General features: G+C 74.4%; 13 protein-coding genes. 5 read left to right on the forward strand and 8 right to left on the reverse strand.

Going from position 1 to position 16,160, the window contains the following annotated elements:
• Positions 1-374 precede the first annotated feature (374 nt).
• The 6 genes from SMD11_RS22095 to SMD11_RS22120 form a co-directional block, all read right to left on the reverse strand.
• Entirely contained in the window at positions 375-1,421 is a 1,047-nt protein-coding gene (locus SMD11_RS22095; RefSeq protein ID WP_234366127.1) for an N-acetylglucosamine kinase, read from the reverse strand.
• On the reverse strand, positions 1,412-2,695 hold the full coding sequence (locus SMD11_RS22100; protein ID WP_087928087.1) for a 6-phospho-beta-glucosidase: 1,284 nt from the start codon (positions 2,693-2,695) through the stop codon (positions 1,412-1,414). The genes SMD11_RS22095 and SMD11_RS22100 overlap by 10 nt, the downstream gene beginning before the upstream one ends.
• 34 nt (positions 2,696-2,729) lie before the next feature.
• Positions 2,730-3,593 (reverse strand): carbohydrate ABC transporter permease, encoded by an 864-nt coding sequence (locus tag SMD11_RS22105; protein ID WP_087928088.1) that lies wholly within the window; start codon positions 3,591-3,593, stop codon positions 2,730-2,732.
• Between the two features lie 4 nt (positions 3,594-3,597).
• Positions 3,598-4,560, reverse strand: a complete 963-nt coding sequence (locus SMD11_RS22110) for a carbohydrate ABC transporter permease (protein ID WP_087928089.1) — start codon at positions 4,558-4,560, stop codon at positions 3,598-3,600.
• Between the two features lie 11 nt (positions 4,561-4,571).
• Positions 4,572-5,927, reverse strand: a complete 1,356-nt coding sequence (locus SMD11_RS22115; RefSeq protein ID WP_087928090.1) for an ABC transporter substrate-binding protein — start codon at positions 5,925-5,927, stop codon at positions 4,572-4,574.
• 79 nt (positions 5,928-6,006) lie between these two features.
• Positions 6,007-7,242, reverse strand: a complete 1,236-nt coding sequence (locus tag SMD11_RS22120) for an ROK family transcriptional regulator (protein ID WP_234366128.1) — start codon at positions 7,240-7,242, stop codon at positions 6,007-6,009.
• A gap of 144 nt (positions 7,243-7,386) precedes the next feature.
• Here SMD11_RS22120 and SMD11_RS22125 point away from each other — a divergent pair, with 144 nt between their 5' ends.
• Positions 7,387-7,905, forward strand: a complete 519-nt coding sequence (locus tag SMD11_RS22125; RefSeq protein ID WP_087928091.1) for an FBP domain-containing protein — start codon at positions 7,387-7,389, stop codon at positions 7,903-7,905.
• 33 nt (positions 7,906-7,938) lie between these two features.
• Here the strand turns inward: SMD11_RS22125 and SMD11_RS22130 are convergent, their stop codons facing one another.
• Positions 7,939-9,021, reverse strand: a complete 1,083-nt coding sequence (locus SMD11_RS22130; RefSeq protein WP_087928092.1) for a mechanosensitive ion channel family protein — start codon at positions 9,019-9,021, stop codon at positions 7,939-7,941.
• Between the two features lie 258 nt (positions 9,022-9,279).
• Here SMD11_RS22130 and SMD11_RS22135 point away from each other — a divergent pair, with 258 nt between their 5' ends.
• Complete coding sequence (locus tag SMD11_RS22135; protein ID WP_087928093.1) at positions 9,280-9,816, forward strand: HNH endonuclease; 537 nt, start codon at positions 9,280-9,282, stop codon at positions 9,814-9,816.
• A gap of 135 nt (positions 9,817-9,951) precedes the next feature.
• Here SMD11_RS22135 and SMD11_RS22140 read toward each other — a convergent pair whose 3' ends face one another.
• Positions 9,952-13,065: a beta-N-acetylglucosaminidase domain-containing protein gene (locus SMD11_RS22140; protein WP_418952465.1), complete on the reverse strand. Its 3,114-nt coding sequence runs from the start codon at positions 13,063-13,065 to the stop codon at positions 9,952-9,954.
• Positions 13,066-13,446: 381 nt separating this feature from the next.
• Between SMD11_RS22140 and SMD11_RS22145 the strand changes: the two genes are divergently transcribed.
• Genes SMD11_RS22145 through SMD11_RS22155 form a run of 3 tightly spaced genes read left to right on the forward strand, consistent with a single transcriptional unit; the run spans position 13,447 to position 16,094 of the window.
• A complete protein-coding gene (locus SMD11_RS22145; protein WP_087928094.1) occupies positions 13,447-13,650 on the forward strand; it encodes a hypothetical protein in 204 nt (67 codons plus the stop codon).
• Complete coding sequence (gene malQ, locus SMD11_RS22150) at positions 13,651-15,771, forward strand: 4-alpha-glucanotransferase (protein WP_087928095.1); 2,121 nt, start codon at positions 13,651-13,653, stop codon at positions 15,769-15,771.
• Between the two features lie 47 nt (positions 15,772-15,818).
• A complete protein-coding gene (locus SMD11_RS22155) occupies positions 15,819-16,094 on the forward strand; it encodes a hypothetical protein (RefSeq protein WP_087928096.1) in 276 nt (91 codons plus the stop codon).
• Positions 16,095-16,160: the final 66 nt, after the last annotated feature.

The raw sequence follows: 16,160 nt of genomic DNA on the forward strand, positions 1-16,160 counted from the left end.
CGCAAATCCCTTTTGATGGCGGTTGCTTCCCGTATTTCGTGATCAATCCGTGCGGCCCGGATGCTTGCACGCCGCCGAGGAGGGCGCGAAATGGTTGGCTGCTTTACGGACATTCGGTACATGAAAGGTCAACAAATGCCAGGGGAGGAATTTCTGGCGAATGACCGTATTGACGCAGTGTCAGGAAAATCCGCGCCCGGACGGGATCTCGTAAGGAGATTTTGCGGAATATCCTGGTCCGGGGTGACGCCTCTCACGATGTGAACATGACGTGAAGAGTGCGGTGGTTCCGTGGAATCCAGCCAGGTGGGACGGCCTTGGTCGTAAAGGGCCGAGGCGGTCCCGGAAGAGGCGGGACCGCCACCCGCGGAGACCTACGCGAAGTGCGCGCGCAACCGCGTGTGTGCTTCCCGACGTGCCTCCCGGTCTGCCTCCCGACGCGCTTCCCGCGGCGCCCCCTCCGACGCCCTCTCCGAAGCCCTCGCGCGATCCAGCGCCAGCAGCCCCGCGCCCAGCACCGGCGGGGCCGTGACCACCCGGGGCACGGCCTCGGGCGCCCGCTCGGCCAGCAGCTCCACCACCCGGTCGTGCAGCAAGGGGTGACGGGCCGCCAGCACCCCGCCGCCCAGGACCACCGGCACCCGCGTGGCCAGCAGCCCCAGCCGGCCCAGCGCCACGACGGCCATCGTGACGACCTCCTCCGCCTGCCGGGCGACGACCGCCCGCGCGACCGGGTCACCCCCGGCGGCCACCGCGAACAGCAGCGGCGCCAGCTCGTGGCACCGGCTCCGCGCCACCCGGCCCAGGTGCAGCGCCTCGATGACCTCCGGCATCCCGGACAGCCCGAAGTGCGCGGGCACCGCCCGGGCCAGCTCGCTCGGCTCGCCCCGGCCGTCGTCCGCGCGCGCCGCCCACCACAGCGCCTCCTCCGCCAGGAACCCGCCGCCGCCCCAGTCGCCCGAGATCCGCCCGATCGCCGGGAAACGCGCGGTCCGCCCGTCCGGCGCCACGCCCGCGCAGTTGATGCCCGCCCCGCACACCACGGCCACGCCCGCCACCGACCCGTCGTCGGGCAGGCCCGCCCGCAGCAGGGCGAAGGTGTCGTTGACGACCGTGACCGAGCGGCCCCAGCCCCGGGCCCCGATCTCCGCGGCCAGCGCCCGCTCCTCCACCGGCAGATCGGCGTTGGCCAGACAGGCCTGGACGTGCTCCACCACCGGCGGCGCCGCGAGCCCGGCCCGCGCCGCCGCCTCCGCGACGAGCGGCGCGAGGCCCGCGACGGCCGCCCCGGCGCCCGTCACCGCCGGCCGGAAGCCCCCGCCCCGCGCCTGCCCCAGCACGGCGCCGTCGGGGCCCACCAGCGCCACGTCGGTCTTGCTGTTGCCCGCGTCGACGGCGAGCGACGCACCGGTCACGCCCACGCCAGGTGCTCCCGGTTGTGCGCCAGCAGCTCGTCGGTCAGCCGGTCCGCCCGCTCGGTCTGCCCGATCAGCGGATGCGCGAGCAGCGCGGCGAACACCCGCTCGCGGCCCCCCAGGAGCGCCGCCTCCAGGGCCAGCCGCTCGTAGGCCGTCACGTTCGCGACCAGCCCGGCGAACAGCGGCTCCAGCGGCCGCACCGGCAGCGGGCGGGCGCCGCGCGCGTCCACCTCGGCCGGCACCTCGATCACCGCGTCGTCGGGGAGGAAGGGCAGCGTCCCGTTGTTGAACGCATTGACCACCTGTACGTCCGGCCGTGCGTCCGGCACGGCTCCCCGGGCGCCCTCGGGACGCAGCAGCGAGGCCGTCAGCGCCACCGCCGCCTCCGAGTAGAAGGCGCCGCCCCGCTTCCCCAGCAGCTCCGGCTTCTCGTCCAGCGCCGGGTCGCCGTACATCTCCAGCAGCCGCCGCTCCATCTCCGCCACCTCGGCGGCCCGCGAGGGCTTGGTCCGCAGCTCCCGCACGACCTCGTCGTGCTGGTAGAAGTAGCGCAGGTAGTACGAGGGCACCACGCCGAGCCGGTCCAGCAGCGCTCGCGGCATCCGCAGGTCCTCGGCCACGGCCGCGCCGTGCTCGGCGAGCAGCTCCGGCAGCACGTCCCGGCCGCCGACCGTCACCGCCCGCTCCCAGGTCAGGTGGTTGAGCCCGACGTGCTCCAGGGCGACCGCCTCCGGCTCCACCCCCAGCAGCCGGGCGAACTTCCGCTGGAAGCCGATCGCGACGTTGCACAGCCCGACGGCCCGGTGCCCGGCGGTGAGCAGCGCCCGGGTCACGATCCCCACCGGGTTGGTGAAGTCCACGATCCACGCGGCGGGGTTGCGCCGTCGCACCCGCTCCGCGATGTCCAGCACGACCGGGACCGTGCGCAGCGCCTTGGCGAGGCCGCCCGCGCCGGTGGTCTCCTGTCCGACGCAGCCGCAGGTCAGCGGCCAGGTCTCGTCCTGCTGCCGGGCCGCCTGGCCGCCCACGCGCAGCTGGAGCAGGACGGCGTCGGCGCCGTCCACGGCCGCGTCCAGATCCGCGGTCCAGGTGATCCGGCCGGGGTGGCCCTGCCGGGCGAAGATCCGCCGGGCCAGGCCGCCCACCAGCTCCAGCCGGTCGGCCGCCGGGTCGACGAGGACCAGCTCCGTCACCGGCAGCGTCCCGCGCAGCCGGGCGAATCCGTCGACGAGTTCGGGGGTGTAGGTCGAGCCTCCGCCGACCACGGTGAGTTTCATGCGGACCTCAGTTCCATAGGGGCCTCATGGGGGTTCAGCCCTTCACGCCGGTGAGGGTGACGCCTTCGACGAAGGCCTTCTGTGCGAAGAAGAAGACGAGCACGACCGGGGCCATGACCAGCAGCGTCGCCGCCATGGTCAGGTTCCAGTCGACGCTGTGCGCGCTCTTGAAGGACTCCAGCCCGTAACTGAGCGTCCAGGCGCCCGGGTTCTGCGCCGCGTAGATCTGCGGCCCGAAGTAGTCGTTCCAGCAGAAGAAGAACTGGAACAGCGCGACCGCGGCGATCCCGGGCTTCGCCATCGGCACCACGATCCGCACCAGGGTGCGCAGCTCCCCGCATCCGTCCACCTTCGCCGACTCCAGGTACTCCCGGGGGATCGTGAGCAGGAACTGCCGCAGCAGGAATACGGCGTAGGCGTCGCCGAACGCCATCGGCACGATCAGCGGCCACAGCGACCCCGAGAGGTGCAGCTGCTGCGCCCACACCAGGTACATCGGAATGACGATCACCTGGGGCGGCAGCATCATCGTGGCGATCACGAGCATCATCGCGGGCCGCCGGCCACGGAAGCGGAACCTGGCCAGCGCGTAGGCCACCGGGACCGAGGAGCACACCGTGAAGAGGGTGCCGAGCCCCGCGTAGAGCAGGGAGTTGCGCCACCAGGTGAGGAAGCCCGGGGTGCGGAAGACCTCCGCGTAGTTCGACCAGTGCCACTCGTGCGGCCACAGCTCGCCGCTCATCGCCTGCTCGTCGCTCATCACGGAGGTCAGCAGGACGAAGACGAAGGGGAGGACGAAGAACAGGGCGGCGGCCACGGCGGTGGTGTGGACCGCTATCCAGCGCAGGGCGGAGCGGGCGCGGTGCCCCGCCGGGCCGGTGGCTGTCGTGGGGGTCACGGCCTCAGTCCTCCGCGCTCAGCAGGCCGGCGCGGCCGCGCATCAGCAGGGAGGTGACGGCCATGGCGATCGCGAAGAGGACGAGCGAGAGCGCGCACGCGGCACCGGTGTCGAAGTTCTGGAAGCCGAGCGAGTAGACGAGCTGCGGCACGGTGAGCGTCGAGCCGTCGGGGTAACCGGGCTGGATCACCGTGCCCGGCCCGACGCTGACGCCCGAGGCGAGCTTCCCGGCGACCAGCGCCTGCGTGTAGTACTGCATGGTCTGCACGACGCCCGTCACCACCGCGAACGTCACGATCGGGGTGATCGACGGCCAGGTGACGTACCGGAACCGTGCGAGGGCGCCCGCGCCGTCCAGCTCGGCGGCCTCGTACTGCTCCTTGGGCACGTCCAGCAGGGCGGCCATGAAGATGACCATCAGGTCGCCGATGCCCCACAGCGAGAGCAGCACCAGGGAGGGCTTGGCCCAGGCCGGGTCGTTGAACCAGTTCGGCGCGGGGATCCCCAGGGCGCCGAGGGCCTCGTTGACCGGGCCCGTGCCGGGGTTGAGGAGGAAGACGAAGGCCACGGTCGCGGCCACGGGCGGGGCCAGGTAGGGCAGGTAGAAGGCGGTGCGGAAGAACCCGGCGCCCGTCTTCACCTTGGTGACGAGCAGGCCGATGCCCAGGCCGAAGACCACCCGCAGGGCGACCATCACCACGACGAGCCAGAGGGTGTTCCACAGCGCGGGGCCGAACAGCGGCATCCGGCCCAGCACATAGGCCCAGTTCCGCAGGCCGACGAAGGTCGGCGCCTGGATCTGGTTGTAGTGCATGAAGGAGAAGTAGACGGTGGCGAGCAGGGGATAGCCGAAGAAGACGGTGAAGCCGATCAGCCACGGCGAGAGGAAGCCGAGGACGCGCAGCCGCTCGCGGGTGCGTCCGCGGCGTCGTTCGGGTGCCGGCCGGTGGGCCAGGGGTGTCGCCATGGCGTACTCCGTCAGTTCCGGGACTGGAGGTTGTCTTCGTCTATCTGCCGGTCGAGACGGCGCAGGCCCTTCTTCAGGTCGGGCACCCGGCCCGCCTCCGCTCTGAAGGCGAAGTCGCGGAGCGAGAGGACGTACCTCCCGCCGTTGACGGACGGGGGCATGCTGACGCTGCGCGGGTGCCGCGCGATGCCGAGGAAGGTGCGGAAGGCGGGGTCGCGCGCCAGCTCCGGTGAGGCGAGCGCGGCCTTGGTCGAGGGCACGTTGTGGATGGCGTTGGCGAAGGCGACCACCTGAGAGGTGTCGGCGGTCAGGAACCGCACCAGCTCCCACGCGGCGTTCTGGTGCCTGCTGCTGTGCGCGATGCCCGCGACGGTGCCGGTGAGATAGCCGCGCCCGTACGCGTCGGCCTGGTCGTCGGGGACGGGCATGGGGGCGGTGCCCCAGCGGAAGCGGGGCTTCGCGGCGTCGAGCATCAGGCCGCGCCATTCGCCGTCCATGTGCATGGCGAGCTTGCCGGTGAGGAAGGCGTTCTGCGAGGACATCTCGTCGCCGAAGGTGGTGCGGAACTTCTCCAGCGCGCTGTAGCCGCCGAGTTCGGTGACCATCCGGCGCTGGGTGGTGAAGAAGTCCTCCGCCGCCCCGCCGCGGGCGAGCCGGGACTTCCCCTCCTCGTCGAAGTAGGTGGGCGCCCACTGGGCGAAGAGGCGGTCCGGGCTGTTCTGGTAGAGCCGGAAGTCGGGCATGAACCCGAGCTGCCGGTACGAGCCGCCGGCGGTCCGCTCGGTGAGCTTCACGGCCGCGCGCCGGAACTCGGACATCGTGCGGGGCGGGCGGGTGATGCCGGCCTTCTCGAAGGCGTCCTTGTTGTAGTACATCCCGAAGGCGTCCGCGAGCAGCGGGAGCGCGCACTGCTTGCCTCGGTAGCGGGTGTAGTCCAGCAGGACCTCGGGGAATATCCGCTCCTTCACCATGCCGGACTTCTTGAGGAAGGGGTCGAGGTCGGCCCACATGCCCGAGGAGCAGTACTGCCCGACGTTGTCGGTGGTGAAGGACGACACCACGTCGGGGGCGTTGCCGCCGCCCGCCCGCAGGGCCTGGTTGACGGTGGCGTCGCTGACGTTCCCGGTGGTCTTCACCCGGATGTGGGGGTGCAGCCTCCGGAACCGGGCGATCGAGTCGTCGACCGCCTTGACCTCGTGCTTCTCCGACCAGCCGTGCCAGAACGCGAGGGTGACGGGGGCGGTGGGGTCGTCGTCGGCGCTGCCGGTGGAGGGGTTGGCGCAGCCGCTCAGGAGTAACGCGGTGGTGGCGAGGAGGGGGAGGAGCGTGCGGCGGGTGAGGCGGGGTCTGGTGCGCGGGCGGGGCATGGGGCCTCCTTCGCGGCGGGTGGGGTGCGGAGGTAGGGGGAGAGCGGCGGGTGCTCCCCTGCCCGCCCCTTCCGGGTCCTCAGGAGCCGCCCGGGTCGGATGGCGTGGCCGTCCGGGCCCGGCCCGCCCGCGCGATGGTCGTGTCGAAGACCGTGTCCCGGGTGGCCGCCAGTGCCGTGTGGAGGGCGCCGGCCAGGATCGGGGAGCCCTCGACCGTGCTCAGCCGGAGCCGCGGGCGGGGCAGGGCCAGCCCGGTCAGCCCCTCCTCGACCAGCTCCCGCAGCCGTTCGCCGCCGGCCCGGCACACCTCTCCGGAGAGCACGACCAGCTCGGGATCGACGACGGCGACGATCGCCGCGAGGCCCACGGCGAGCCGCCGGCCCAGCTCGGCGAGGACCGCGTCACCGGCGCCCGGCGTGCCGGCCGCGAGGCGCAGCGCCTCCCCGGCCGTGGCCGCGTCGAGGCCGTGGGCGCGGGCGAGGCCGAGGACGGCGGGGGCGCCGACGAGCCGCTGGAAGCCACCGGCGTCGCGCGGGCCGCCGCCGCGGGTGAGCGGCGCCCCGGGCACCGGCATGTAGCCGATCTCGCCGGCGCCGCCGGTGGCGCCGCGCAGCAGGGTGCCGCCGATGACGACGGCGGCGCCCACGCCCTCGTCCGCCCAGACGTGGACGAAGTTCTCGACGCCCCGCGCGGTGCCGTCGTGCCGCTCGGCGAGCGCGGCGAGGTTGACGTCGTTCTCGACGGCGACGGGGGTGCCGAGCGCCTCGGCGAGCTCGTCGCGGAGCGTGCGGGAGTGCCAGCCCGGCAGGTGCGGGGCGTAGCGCAGGGCACCGGTGTGCGGGTCGAGGGCGCCGGGGGTGCCGATGACGGTGCGGTGGAGGGCGCCGGGGCGGAGCCCCGCCGCGGCGAGGGCGCCGTCCACGGCCCGGCCGACCAGCTCGGCGGTGCGGTCCCGGACGTCCTCGGCGGTGGCCACGGCCGCGAGGCGGTGCTCGCCCAGGACGCGGCCGGTGATGTCGGCGACGGCCGCGGTGATCCCCTCGGGGTCCACAGTGAGGGCGGCGACATGGGCGGCGCCCGGGTCCACCTCGTACAGCTGGGCGCTGGGGCCGGGCCGGCCGGTGACGTTCCCGGTCGTCCGCACCAGGCCCGCGCTCTCCAGGCGGCCGAGGAGCTGGGAGGCGGTGGGCTTGGACAGCCCGGTCAGCTCGCCCAGGCGGGTGCGGGTGAGGGGCCCGTGGGCGAGGAGCAGATCGAGCGCGGCGCGGTCGTTCATGGCCCGCAGCACGCGCGGGGTCCCCGGGGTTCCGGCCATGACTCCGCCTGCCTGTCGACGTCTGTTAGGAAACTTTCCTATTGCCGAACAGGACCGTAAGGGCAGGTCAACGCGGGCGTCAATGCTCCGCGCACAGGAAAATCATGCGACGTCCGGCTTGTCCCGCTGTTAGCTTCATGACCCATGGAACCGCTGAGTGACAAAGAGATCCGCGCCTCCTTCGTGAACTGCTCGAAGGGCGAGGCGAGCAGGATCTCCCTGCCCCGGGGCCTGGCCGAGCTGCCCTGGGCGGACCTGGACTTCCTGGGCTGGCGGGACCCGGGCGCCCCCGACCGGGGCTACATCGTCGCCGAGCGGGCCGGGAAGCTCGTCGGCATCACGCTGCGCGTCCCGCAGAGCGGGCCCCGGTCCATGATGAAGTCGTCGATCTGCTCGATCTGCCTGACCGGGCACGTGGCCTCGGGCGTGTCCCTGCTGGCCGCCCGCAAGATCGGCGCCGCGGGCCGCGACGGCAACACCGTCGGCGCCTACATGTGCGCGGACCTCGCCTGCCCGCTCTACGTACGGGGCAAGCGGAAGCCGCTGCTCACGGCCCGGTACCAGGAGTCGCTCACCGAGGAGGAGCGGCTCACGCGGATGGCCGTGAACCTCGACGACTTCCTGGACAAGGTGTTCCGGACGGCGGGCGTCCCGGCGGCCTGAGGCCTGCCCGGCGGGCCCGCCCGCCGGGCAGCCTTACTTGCCGAGCGCCGGCCCCGGCACCGTCTGCACGGGCGCTATCGGGGTCGTCGCCTGCGACTGCGGGGACGTCGGGTTCGCCAGCGCGGACGGGGCCGCGACGGCGGCCGACGCGTCGGTGGGGGACTCCGTCTCCAGCTCCGCCTCCGCCGGGCGGCCCACGATGCGGATGCCTTCCGCGTCCAGCGCCCGCTTGATCCGCCAGCGCAGCTCGCGCTCCACGCCGAGCGCCACGCCCGGCATGGTCTTCGCCGACACCCGGATGACCACCGAGTCGAGGTAGACCGCGTCCAGGCCGAGGACCTCGACCGGCTCCCACAGCCGCTCGTTCCACGGCTCTTCCTTGTGCATCTCCTCGCCGACGCGCTCGATGACCCCGCGCACCCGGTCCAGGTCCTCGTCCGAGCGGACCTGGATGTCGACGCCGGCCGTGGCCCAGCCCTGGCTGAGGTTGCCGATGCGCTTGACCTCGCCGTTGCGCACGTACCAGATGGCGCCGTTGGCGCCGCGCAGCTTGGTCACGCGCAGCCCGACCTCGATGACCGTGCCGGTGGCGACCCCGGCGTCGACCTCGTCACCGACGCCGTACTGGTCCTCCAGGATCATGAACACGCCGGACAGGAAGTCCGTCACCAGATTGCGGGCGCCGAAACCGATGGCCACACCCGCCACACCCGCGCTCGCCAGCAGCGGCGCCAGATTGATCTGGAGCACGGACAGCACGGTGAGCGCCGCCGTACCCATGATCAGGAACGAGGCGACGCTGCGCAGCACCGAGCCGATGGCCTCGGAGCGCTGCCGGCGTCGTTCGGCGTTGACGAGGAGTCCACCCAGCGCCGTGCCGTCGACGGCCTGCGCGGTGCGGTTCATCCGCGCTATCAGCTTGGTGATGGCCCGGCGGATCAGCGAGCGCATCACGACCGCGATCACCACGATCAGGATCATGCGGAGACCGTTGCTGAGCCAGACGGACCAGTTCTCCTCCACCCAGCCCGCGGCGTCGTTCGCCGTCCGTTGTGCCTCGTCGAGCGAGGTGGGGCGGGGCGTCGAGTCGGCGGCCAGAGCAGCGGACCAGAACACAGCGGGAACCCTTCGTGGAAGACACGCCCGCGGCGAGGGGTGGCGCGGGCAGACTCACCACACTAACGGGGCAGCGAAGATCCTCCGTTGTTCTGTTCGAGATGCGACAGGTCTTGGGCGGGGGATGAACACGGTGTGTTCCAAAACACCCGTGGCCCGTTACCTGGTGATGGTGGCGCTCCGACCAGGGGCCGGGGGACACTTGCAGGAGATCGTCCCGGCGCGAGCCACGCGCCGCCGGCGTACAAGGAGGCACCCGTGCCGCATGTCCTGGTCCTCAATGCGTCGTACGAGCCGCTCGGCGTCGTACCGCTCCGCCGCGCGCTCATACTCGTCCTCAACGAAAAGGCGATCAGCCTCGAGGACTCCGGCGCCTATATGCACAGCGCGACCTGCACCGTCCCCGCACCCAGCGTCGTCCGGCTGAAGCGCTTCGTGCGGGTGCCCTTTCGGGGGCCCGTTCCGCTCACCCGCCGCGCCCTGTTCGCCCGTGACGGCGGACGCTGCGCGTACTGCGGTGGCGTCGCAACCAGCGTCGATCACGTCGTCCCGCGCAGCCGCGGCGGACAGCACGCCTGGGAGAACGTGGTGGCGGCATGCCGCCGCTGCAATCACGTCAAGGCCGACCGGCACGTCGCCGAGCTGGGCTGGCGGCTGCGCCATCAGCCGGCGCCACCGTCCGGCCTGGCGTGGCGCATCATCGGCACGGGGCATAGGGATCCGCGCTGGCTGCCTTATCTGGAGGCATTCGGCGCGGAGGACGCGATGGCCCGGATCGACGGCATTTCCGCCTGAGTCGACCGGGCCGTCGTCGTATCGGGGCGCGGAGGCGCGCGGATGCGGCGACGGCCCGGTCCCGGGCCGCCTCCGGCCGTCCCCGGACCTCGCTCCCCTCCGCTCCCGCCCCACCCGGGCCGCCCCGGCCCGGTCTCAGGGCTTCGCCGCGCCCGCGTCCCGCACCGCGTACGCCTCCACCGACCACAGCGAGTAACCGAACTCCGTCGCCCGCCGCTCGCCCTGGACCCGGACGAACCGGGTGCCCGGGGCGTCCATCCGGACCGTCTCCGTACCGCCCCGGCCCTTGGCCACCACCGCCGCGTCCCGCCAGGTGCGCCCGTCCGGCGAGACCTGCACCCGGTAGCGGGAGGGGTGCGCGTCCTGCCAGTGCAGCACCAGCCGCCCCAGCCGTACCGGGCGCGCCAGCTCCAGCTGCCACCAGGCGTCGTCCACCGGCCGTGAGGACCAGCGCGTCCGGGGGTCGCCGTCGACGGCCGCCGAGGCCGGGAAGCGCGCCCCCTCGTCGCCGGAGGAGCTCGCCCGCCCCTCGCGCGCGAGGTCCGGCCCGTCCGTCGCCGGGTACGCCCTTACGGTCAGCGTCCGCTCCTGGTCGCCCAGCCGCACCGGCACCGTGAACGTCCGGGCCGCGCCCCCGGCCGGCACCGACAGCTCGATCCGGGCCGTGGCCACGCCGCCGCGCGCCACCGTCAGCTCCGCCGGCGCCTTCACCGTGACCCCGGCCGGCGCCCTTACGGTCAGCTTCTCGCGGACCGGCTCCGGCCGCCGGTTGATCATCCGGGCGGCCACGGCCGTCGGGCCGCCACCGATCTCCGCGTCCGCGTCCTGGTGCGTGAGTTCGAAGTCGGCCGAGGGCGTGTCCGCGAACCACGGGGTGATCTCGTGCACGTCGGGCGGCGTGCCGCCGCCGGTCCACACCAGCCGCAGCGCGTCCGCCCGCAGCCCCTTGCCCGGCGACTGCGTCCAGCCGCTGTCCGACACCGTGCCCAGCGGCTGCCAGCCCCGGGCCGGGTCGTGCGCCTCGACCCGGCCGCGCACCCCGGCGGCGGGCGCGGTCAGCACCGTGACGGCCGTCAGCGGGCGGGCCCGCGTCAGCCTTACGGTCAGCGGGCCGCCCGGCGCGGGCGCCACCGACGTGGCCGGGTCGCCGTCGGTGGACAGCCCCGCGCCGCGCACCGGCCGGTCCACGCCCGTCCAGCCGTTCGCGCGGGCCAGCGCCTGGTCCAGGAAGGGGGTCAGGACGCCCTTGCCGACCGTCGCCCGGCCGGCCACGATCCGCTCGCGCAGCCGCTGCACGTCGAGCTGGGCCCGCCAGGCCGTCCCGCCGTCGCCGCGCGCCTGGGCGGTCAGCATGTCCACCGCCCGGCCGCCCGCCTCGCCGTGCAGCGCCAGCTGCTCCAGCCAGGGGCCCACCTCGTCCTCGAAGCCGTCCAGCGTCCGCGCCAGCCGCGCGGGCGCCTCCCGCATGGTGCGGAACGCGGCGCGCAGCCGGTCGGCCGCCTCGGTGACCCGGCCCTGGTCCGTGCCCGACAGCGCCTCCAGGAAACCGTCCAGCAGCGGCCGCAGGTACGCCGACTCGTCACTGCCGAGCACCGACGACGCGTCGTTGCCCGCCAGCGCCAGCAGCGCCTCGCGGGCCGGGGCGTCCGGGCCCGCCAGGTCGTCGACGGCCGCCCGCCAGGACTCCTGGGGCCGGTAACCGCGGGGGTTCCAGGCGTAGTCGGCGGCGGTGAACAGGGGGATCCGGGCCGCGGTCGGCTGCGCGGAGGCGTTGGCCAGCAGGGCCGCGGAGCCGGTCGCCACGGCCGGCTCCCGGCCGGTGTAGGGCCCGAGGAAGATACGGTCCTGCGCGAAGTCGTTGACCGGGTAGTTGTCCATGGTCACCAGCGGGTGCCCGAAGGCGGCGCGGGCGTCGGCCAGTTCGCCGCCGGTGATGGTCTTCGGCACCACCCCGACGCCGGTCCAGGCCACCTCCACGCGGGGGTCCAGCGCGTCCGCCAGCGCCCGCCGGAAGGCCGTCCCCCCGTCCTGGTAGTACTCGGTCGGCAGCAGCGACAGCGGGGCGGTGCCGGGTCCCTTGGCCGCCAGATGGGCGGCCAGCGCGCCCGCGACCTTCGCCTGGGCCTTCGCCGCCGCCCTGGGCCCGCGCCCGAACTCCTCGGCGTCCGCGTCGCAGTGCCACTCGCTGTAGCTCACGTCCTGGAACTGGAGCTGGAAGGCGCGGACGCCCAGCGCCCACATCCCGTCGACCTTCCGCTTGAGGTCCCGCAGGTCCTCGGCGGACGAGAAGCACATCGACTGCCCCGGCGCGACCGCCCAGCCGAGGGTCACGTGGTTGCGGCGGGCGCGCTCGGCCAGGGCGCGGAAGTCGGCGCGGGCCTCGGCGGGGTAGGGGGCGCGCCAGCGGGCCTGGCGGTACGGGTCCTCACCCGGCGCGTACAGATAGCGGTTCTGCTTGGTGCGGCCCATGAAGTCCAGCTGTGCCAGCCGCTGTTCCTGCGACCAGGGCGTGCCGTAGAAGCCCTCGGTCAGTCCGCGCACGGCGGCGCCGGGCCAGTCCCGCACCACGGCGCCGGCGAACGCGCGGCCGCCGCCCGCCTCCCCGGTGTCCACGGCGAGCTGCCGCAGCGTCTGCGCGGCGTGGAACAGCCCGTCCTCGCCGGTGCCGGCCAGGGCCGCCGTGGGGCGGCCGTCGACCTGTCCGGTCGCCAGGCGGTAGCCGCCCCGGGGCAGATCGCCGGCGGCGGGCGCGCCGAGGGCCCGCAGGGCGTTCTCGGCGGCCTGTCCGCCCGCGTAGACGATGAGCCCGCTGGGCGGCGGGGTGCCGCCCGGCGCGGCGTCGACGACGGTGCGGGCGCCGAGGCCGCGCAGGATGCCGCGGAGGGCCTCGACGGCGTAGGGGTCGGTGCCGGGGTCGGCCATCACGGTGACCTCGTCGCCGATCCGGGCGTACGGGCCCCGGGCCCGCGCGCTCTGCGGGCGCGGCCAGACCGGGGGCAGGGCGGTGTCGCCCTCGCGGTCCGGCGCGGCCGTCGCGGCGCCGTCCGGGCGGGGCGCGGCGAGGGCGTCGGGGGAGCCGCCGAGCAGCCCGCCGAGGAGCGCGGCGGCCAGCACGGTGACGCCGGCGCGCCGGGGGTGGGGGAGGGAGGCGCCGAAGCCGGACGCCGCACCGGACCCCGGGCCGGAACGGGGCGCGGCGGGGCCGGAGGAGGAAGCGGCGGGAGAGGTGTCGTCGCCCCGGAAGTGCACGGCCGTCTCCTTGCCCTCGGATGTCCCGCTGCCCCGTCACCGGCGTTCCGCCTGGTGCGGGGCGGGCCCGAAGCCGGGCCCTCGCCGGAGCCCTCGTAGGGCTCCTCGCCGAGCTCCGTCCCGCTCCGCCGGGTCCGTCGAGCTCATTCGAAGGTCGAGCCCATCACCAGCGGATGAACGTGTCAACGGACGTGACCGAAGTGCCTGTATTGCCCGGCGCGTCGTCGTGTGGACGTAGTTTCGAAGGGTGCGGAAAGGGTCAAAGATGGGGTGTCACCTGGACTTCCGCCCCAAAATCCGCTTCTCGGGATCCGTACGTCTGGGCCCGCCGTGAGTGGGTAGGGCAGACGTGACCCACTGCCGTCATCCCAGGAGGCCCCCGTGGCCGCGTCCGCACAACTCCTGCTCTCCGGCCTCACCGGGGCCGCCGGTCTGCCCGGCCCGGCGGACGCCCCGCTGACGAGCGAGCCGCCCCTCGCCGACGCCACCCCGCTCACCAGCGAGCCCCCGCTCACCACCGAACCGCCCCTCACCAGCGAACCGGCCGTGGTCGCGGCATCCGGTACGGAGCACACGGAGGTCTGAATGGGCCGAGCGCGACTCGCCGCCCTGCACGGCGTCGCCACCTCCTACGAACCCTCGCCCGGTGACGGCGTGCCGGTGCCCGAGGACACCGTCGTCGCGGTCCTCGCCGCCCTCGGCGTCGACGCCTCCACCCCCCGGTCCGTCCGGGACGCCCTGGAGGCCCACGCCCGGGCGGAGCGGAGCCGGCTGCTGCCGGCCACGGTGGTGCTCCGGTCGGAGCCCCCCGGCACGGCACCCGCGCCCGCGCCGCGCGCGCTCCCCGAAGGCACCGCCCTGCGCGTCGACACGGAGGACGGCGACAGCCTCCCCTGGACGCACGGCGACGCCGCCCCCGCGCTCCCGCTCGGCCGCCACCTGCTGTGCGCCCACGCCCCCGACGGCCGCACGGCCACCGCCTCCCTGATCGTCGCGCCCCGGCGGCTGCCCGCGCCTCCCGAGCGCGGTCACGGCTTCCTCGTGCAGCTGTACTCCCTGCTGTCCGCCCGCTCCTGGGGCATGGGCGACCTCGGCGACCTGGCGGAGCTCGCCGCCTGGTCCGGCCGCGCCTTCGGCTCCGACTTCGTGCAGGTCAACCCGCTGCACGCGGCCGTGCCGGGCAGCGGCCGCGCCCCCACCGACCCCTCGCCCTACCGGCCCTCCTCCCGGCGCTTCCCCGACCCCGTGCACCTGCGCGTCGAGGACGTCACCGAGTTCGCCTACCTGACCGGGGCCCACCGGGACCGCGCCGACCAGCTCCTGACCCGGGCCGCCGCCCTGCGCGACGCCGTCCTGACCAAAGGCGAGCTCATCGACCGGGACGCCGTCTGGGCCCTCAAGCGCCGCGCCCTGGAGCTCGTCCGCGCCGTCCCCATGGCCCCCGGCCGGCGGGCGGCCTACGACGCCTTCCTCACCGGCCAGGGCCAGGCGCTCGACGACCACTCCACCTGGTGCGCCCTCGCCGAGGTGCACGGCCCCGACTGGCGGTCCTGGCCCGGCGGCCTGAAGGACCCCCGCTCCGCCCGCACCGCCCAGGCCCGCGGCGAGCTCCTCGACCGCGTCGACTTCCACTGCTGGCTCGCCTGGCTCACCGACCAGCAGCTGGCCGCCGCCCAGCGGGCCGCCCGGGAGGCGGGCATGCGCGTCGGCCTCGTCCACGACCTGGCCGTCGGCGTGCACCCCTCGGGCGCCGACGCCTGGGCCCAGCAGGACGCCTTCGCCGCCGGCATGTCCGTCGGCGCGCCCCCCGACGCCTTCAACTCCCGGGGCCAGGACTGGGGCCTGCCGCCCTGGCGCCCCGACGCCCTGGAGGCCACCGGCTACGGCCCGTACCGCGACCTCCTGCGCGCCCTGCTGCGGCACGCGGGCGCCCTGCGTGTCGACCACGTGATGGGCCTCTTCCGGCTGTGGTGGGTGCCGCAGGGCAGGGAGCCGGCCGAGGGCACCTATGTCCGCTACGACCCGGAGGCCATGCTCGGCGTCCTCGCCCTGGAGGCCCACCGGGCGAACGCGGCCGTGGTCGGCGAGGACCTCGGCACGGTCGGGCCCGGCGTCCGCGAGGCGCTCGCCGAGCGCGGTGTGCTCGGCACCTCCGTCCTGTGGTTCGAGCGGGACTACGGACGGGCGGACGGCGGCCCGGCCGAGCCCCTGGAGCCCGCCCGCTGGCGCGCCGAGTGCCTGGCCACCGCCACCACCCACGACCTGCCGAGCACCGCCGCCCGGCTCACCGGCGACCACGTGGAGCTGCGCCACCGGCTGGGCCTGCTCGGCCGCCCGCTCGCCGAGGAGCAGCGCGAGGACGCCCGGGAGGTCGCGGAGTGGCTCGCCCTCTTCGGCCGGCTGGGCCTGCTCCCCGAGGGGCCGTACGACGAGGAGGCCGCGGTCCGGGCCGTCCACCGCTACCTCCTGATGACCCCCGCCCGGATGACCGGCGTCTGGCTCCCCGACACGGTCGGGGACCGCCGCCCGCAGAACCTGCCGGGCACCTGGGACCAGTACCCGAACTGGCGGCTGCCCATCGCCGACGCCTCGGGGCGGCCCGTCTCCCTGGAGGAGCTGACCGTCTCGCCGCGGCTGCACGCGCTGATGGAGGCGGTCCGAGGCCGCGGCCGGGACGCCGGCGGGCCGCCCGCGGGGCGCCGATAGGCCACCCCGGGCGCGCGGTGCGCGCGGCTGTCCGATACGTTGAGCCCGTGAGCAATAAGGTCAACAAGAACGCCGTGCGTGCCGGTGCCATCGCCACCGGCACGATGCTGATGCTGCTGATGTCGTCCCCCGCGTTCGCGCTCACCCGCGACGACGGCGACGACCCGGGCCCGGGCATGAGCGTGATCAACACGCTCGGCCTCTACGTCGCCGCGCCGATCGTGCTGTTCCTGGTCATCACGGGCATCACCATGGTGGCCGCGCGTGGCTCGGACAACCCCGCCACGCACGCACACAACACCCACCACCCGCGCACGCGCTGACACCGTTCGCCGCTGACACAAAGCCTTTCCGCCCGGCCCCCTCGATCCGTAAGGACCAGGGGCGCC

Origin of the sequence: Streptomyces albireticuli (assembly GCF_002192455.1) — a bacterium.
Taxonomy (GTDB): Bacteria; Actinomycetota; Actinomycetes; order Streptomycetales; family Streptomycetaceae; genus Streptomyces; species Streptomyces albireticuli_B.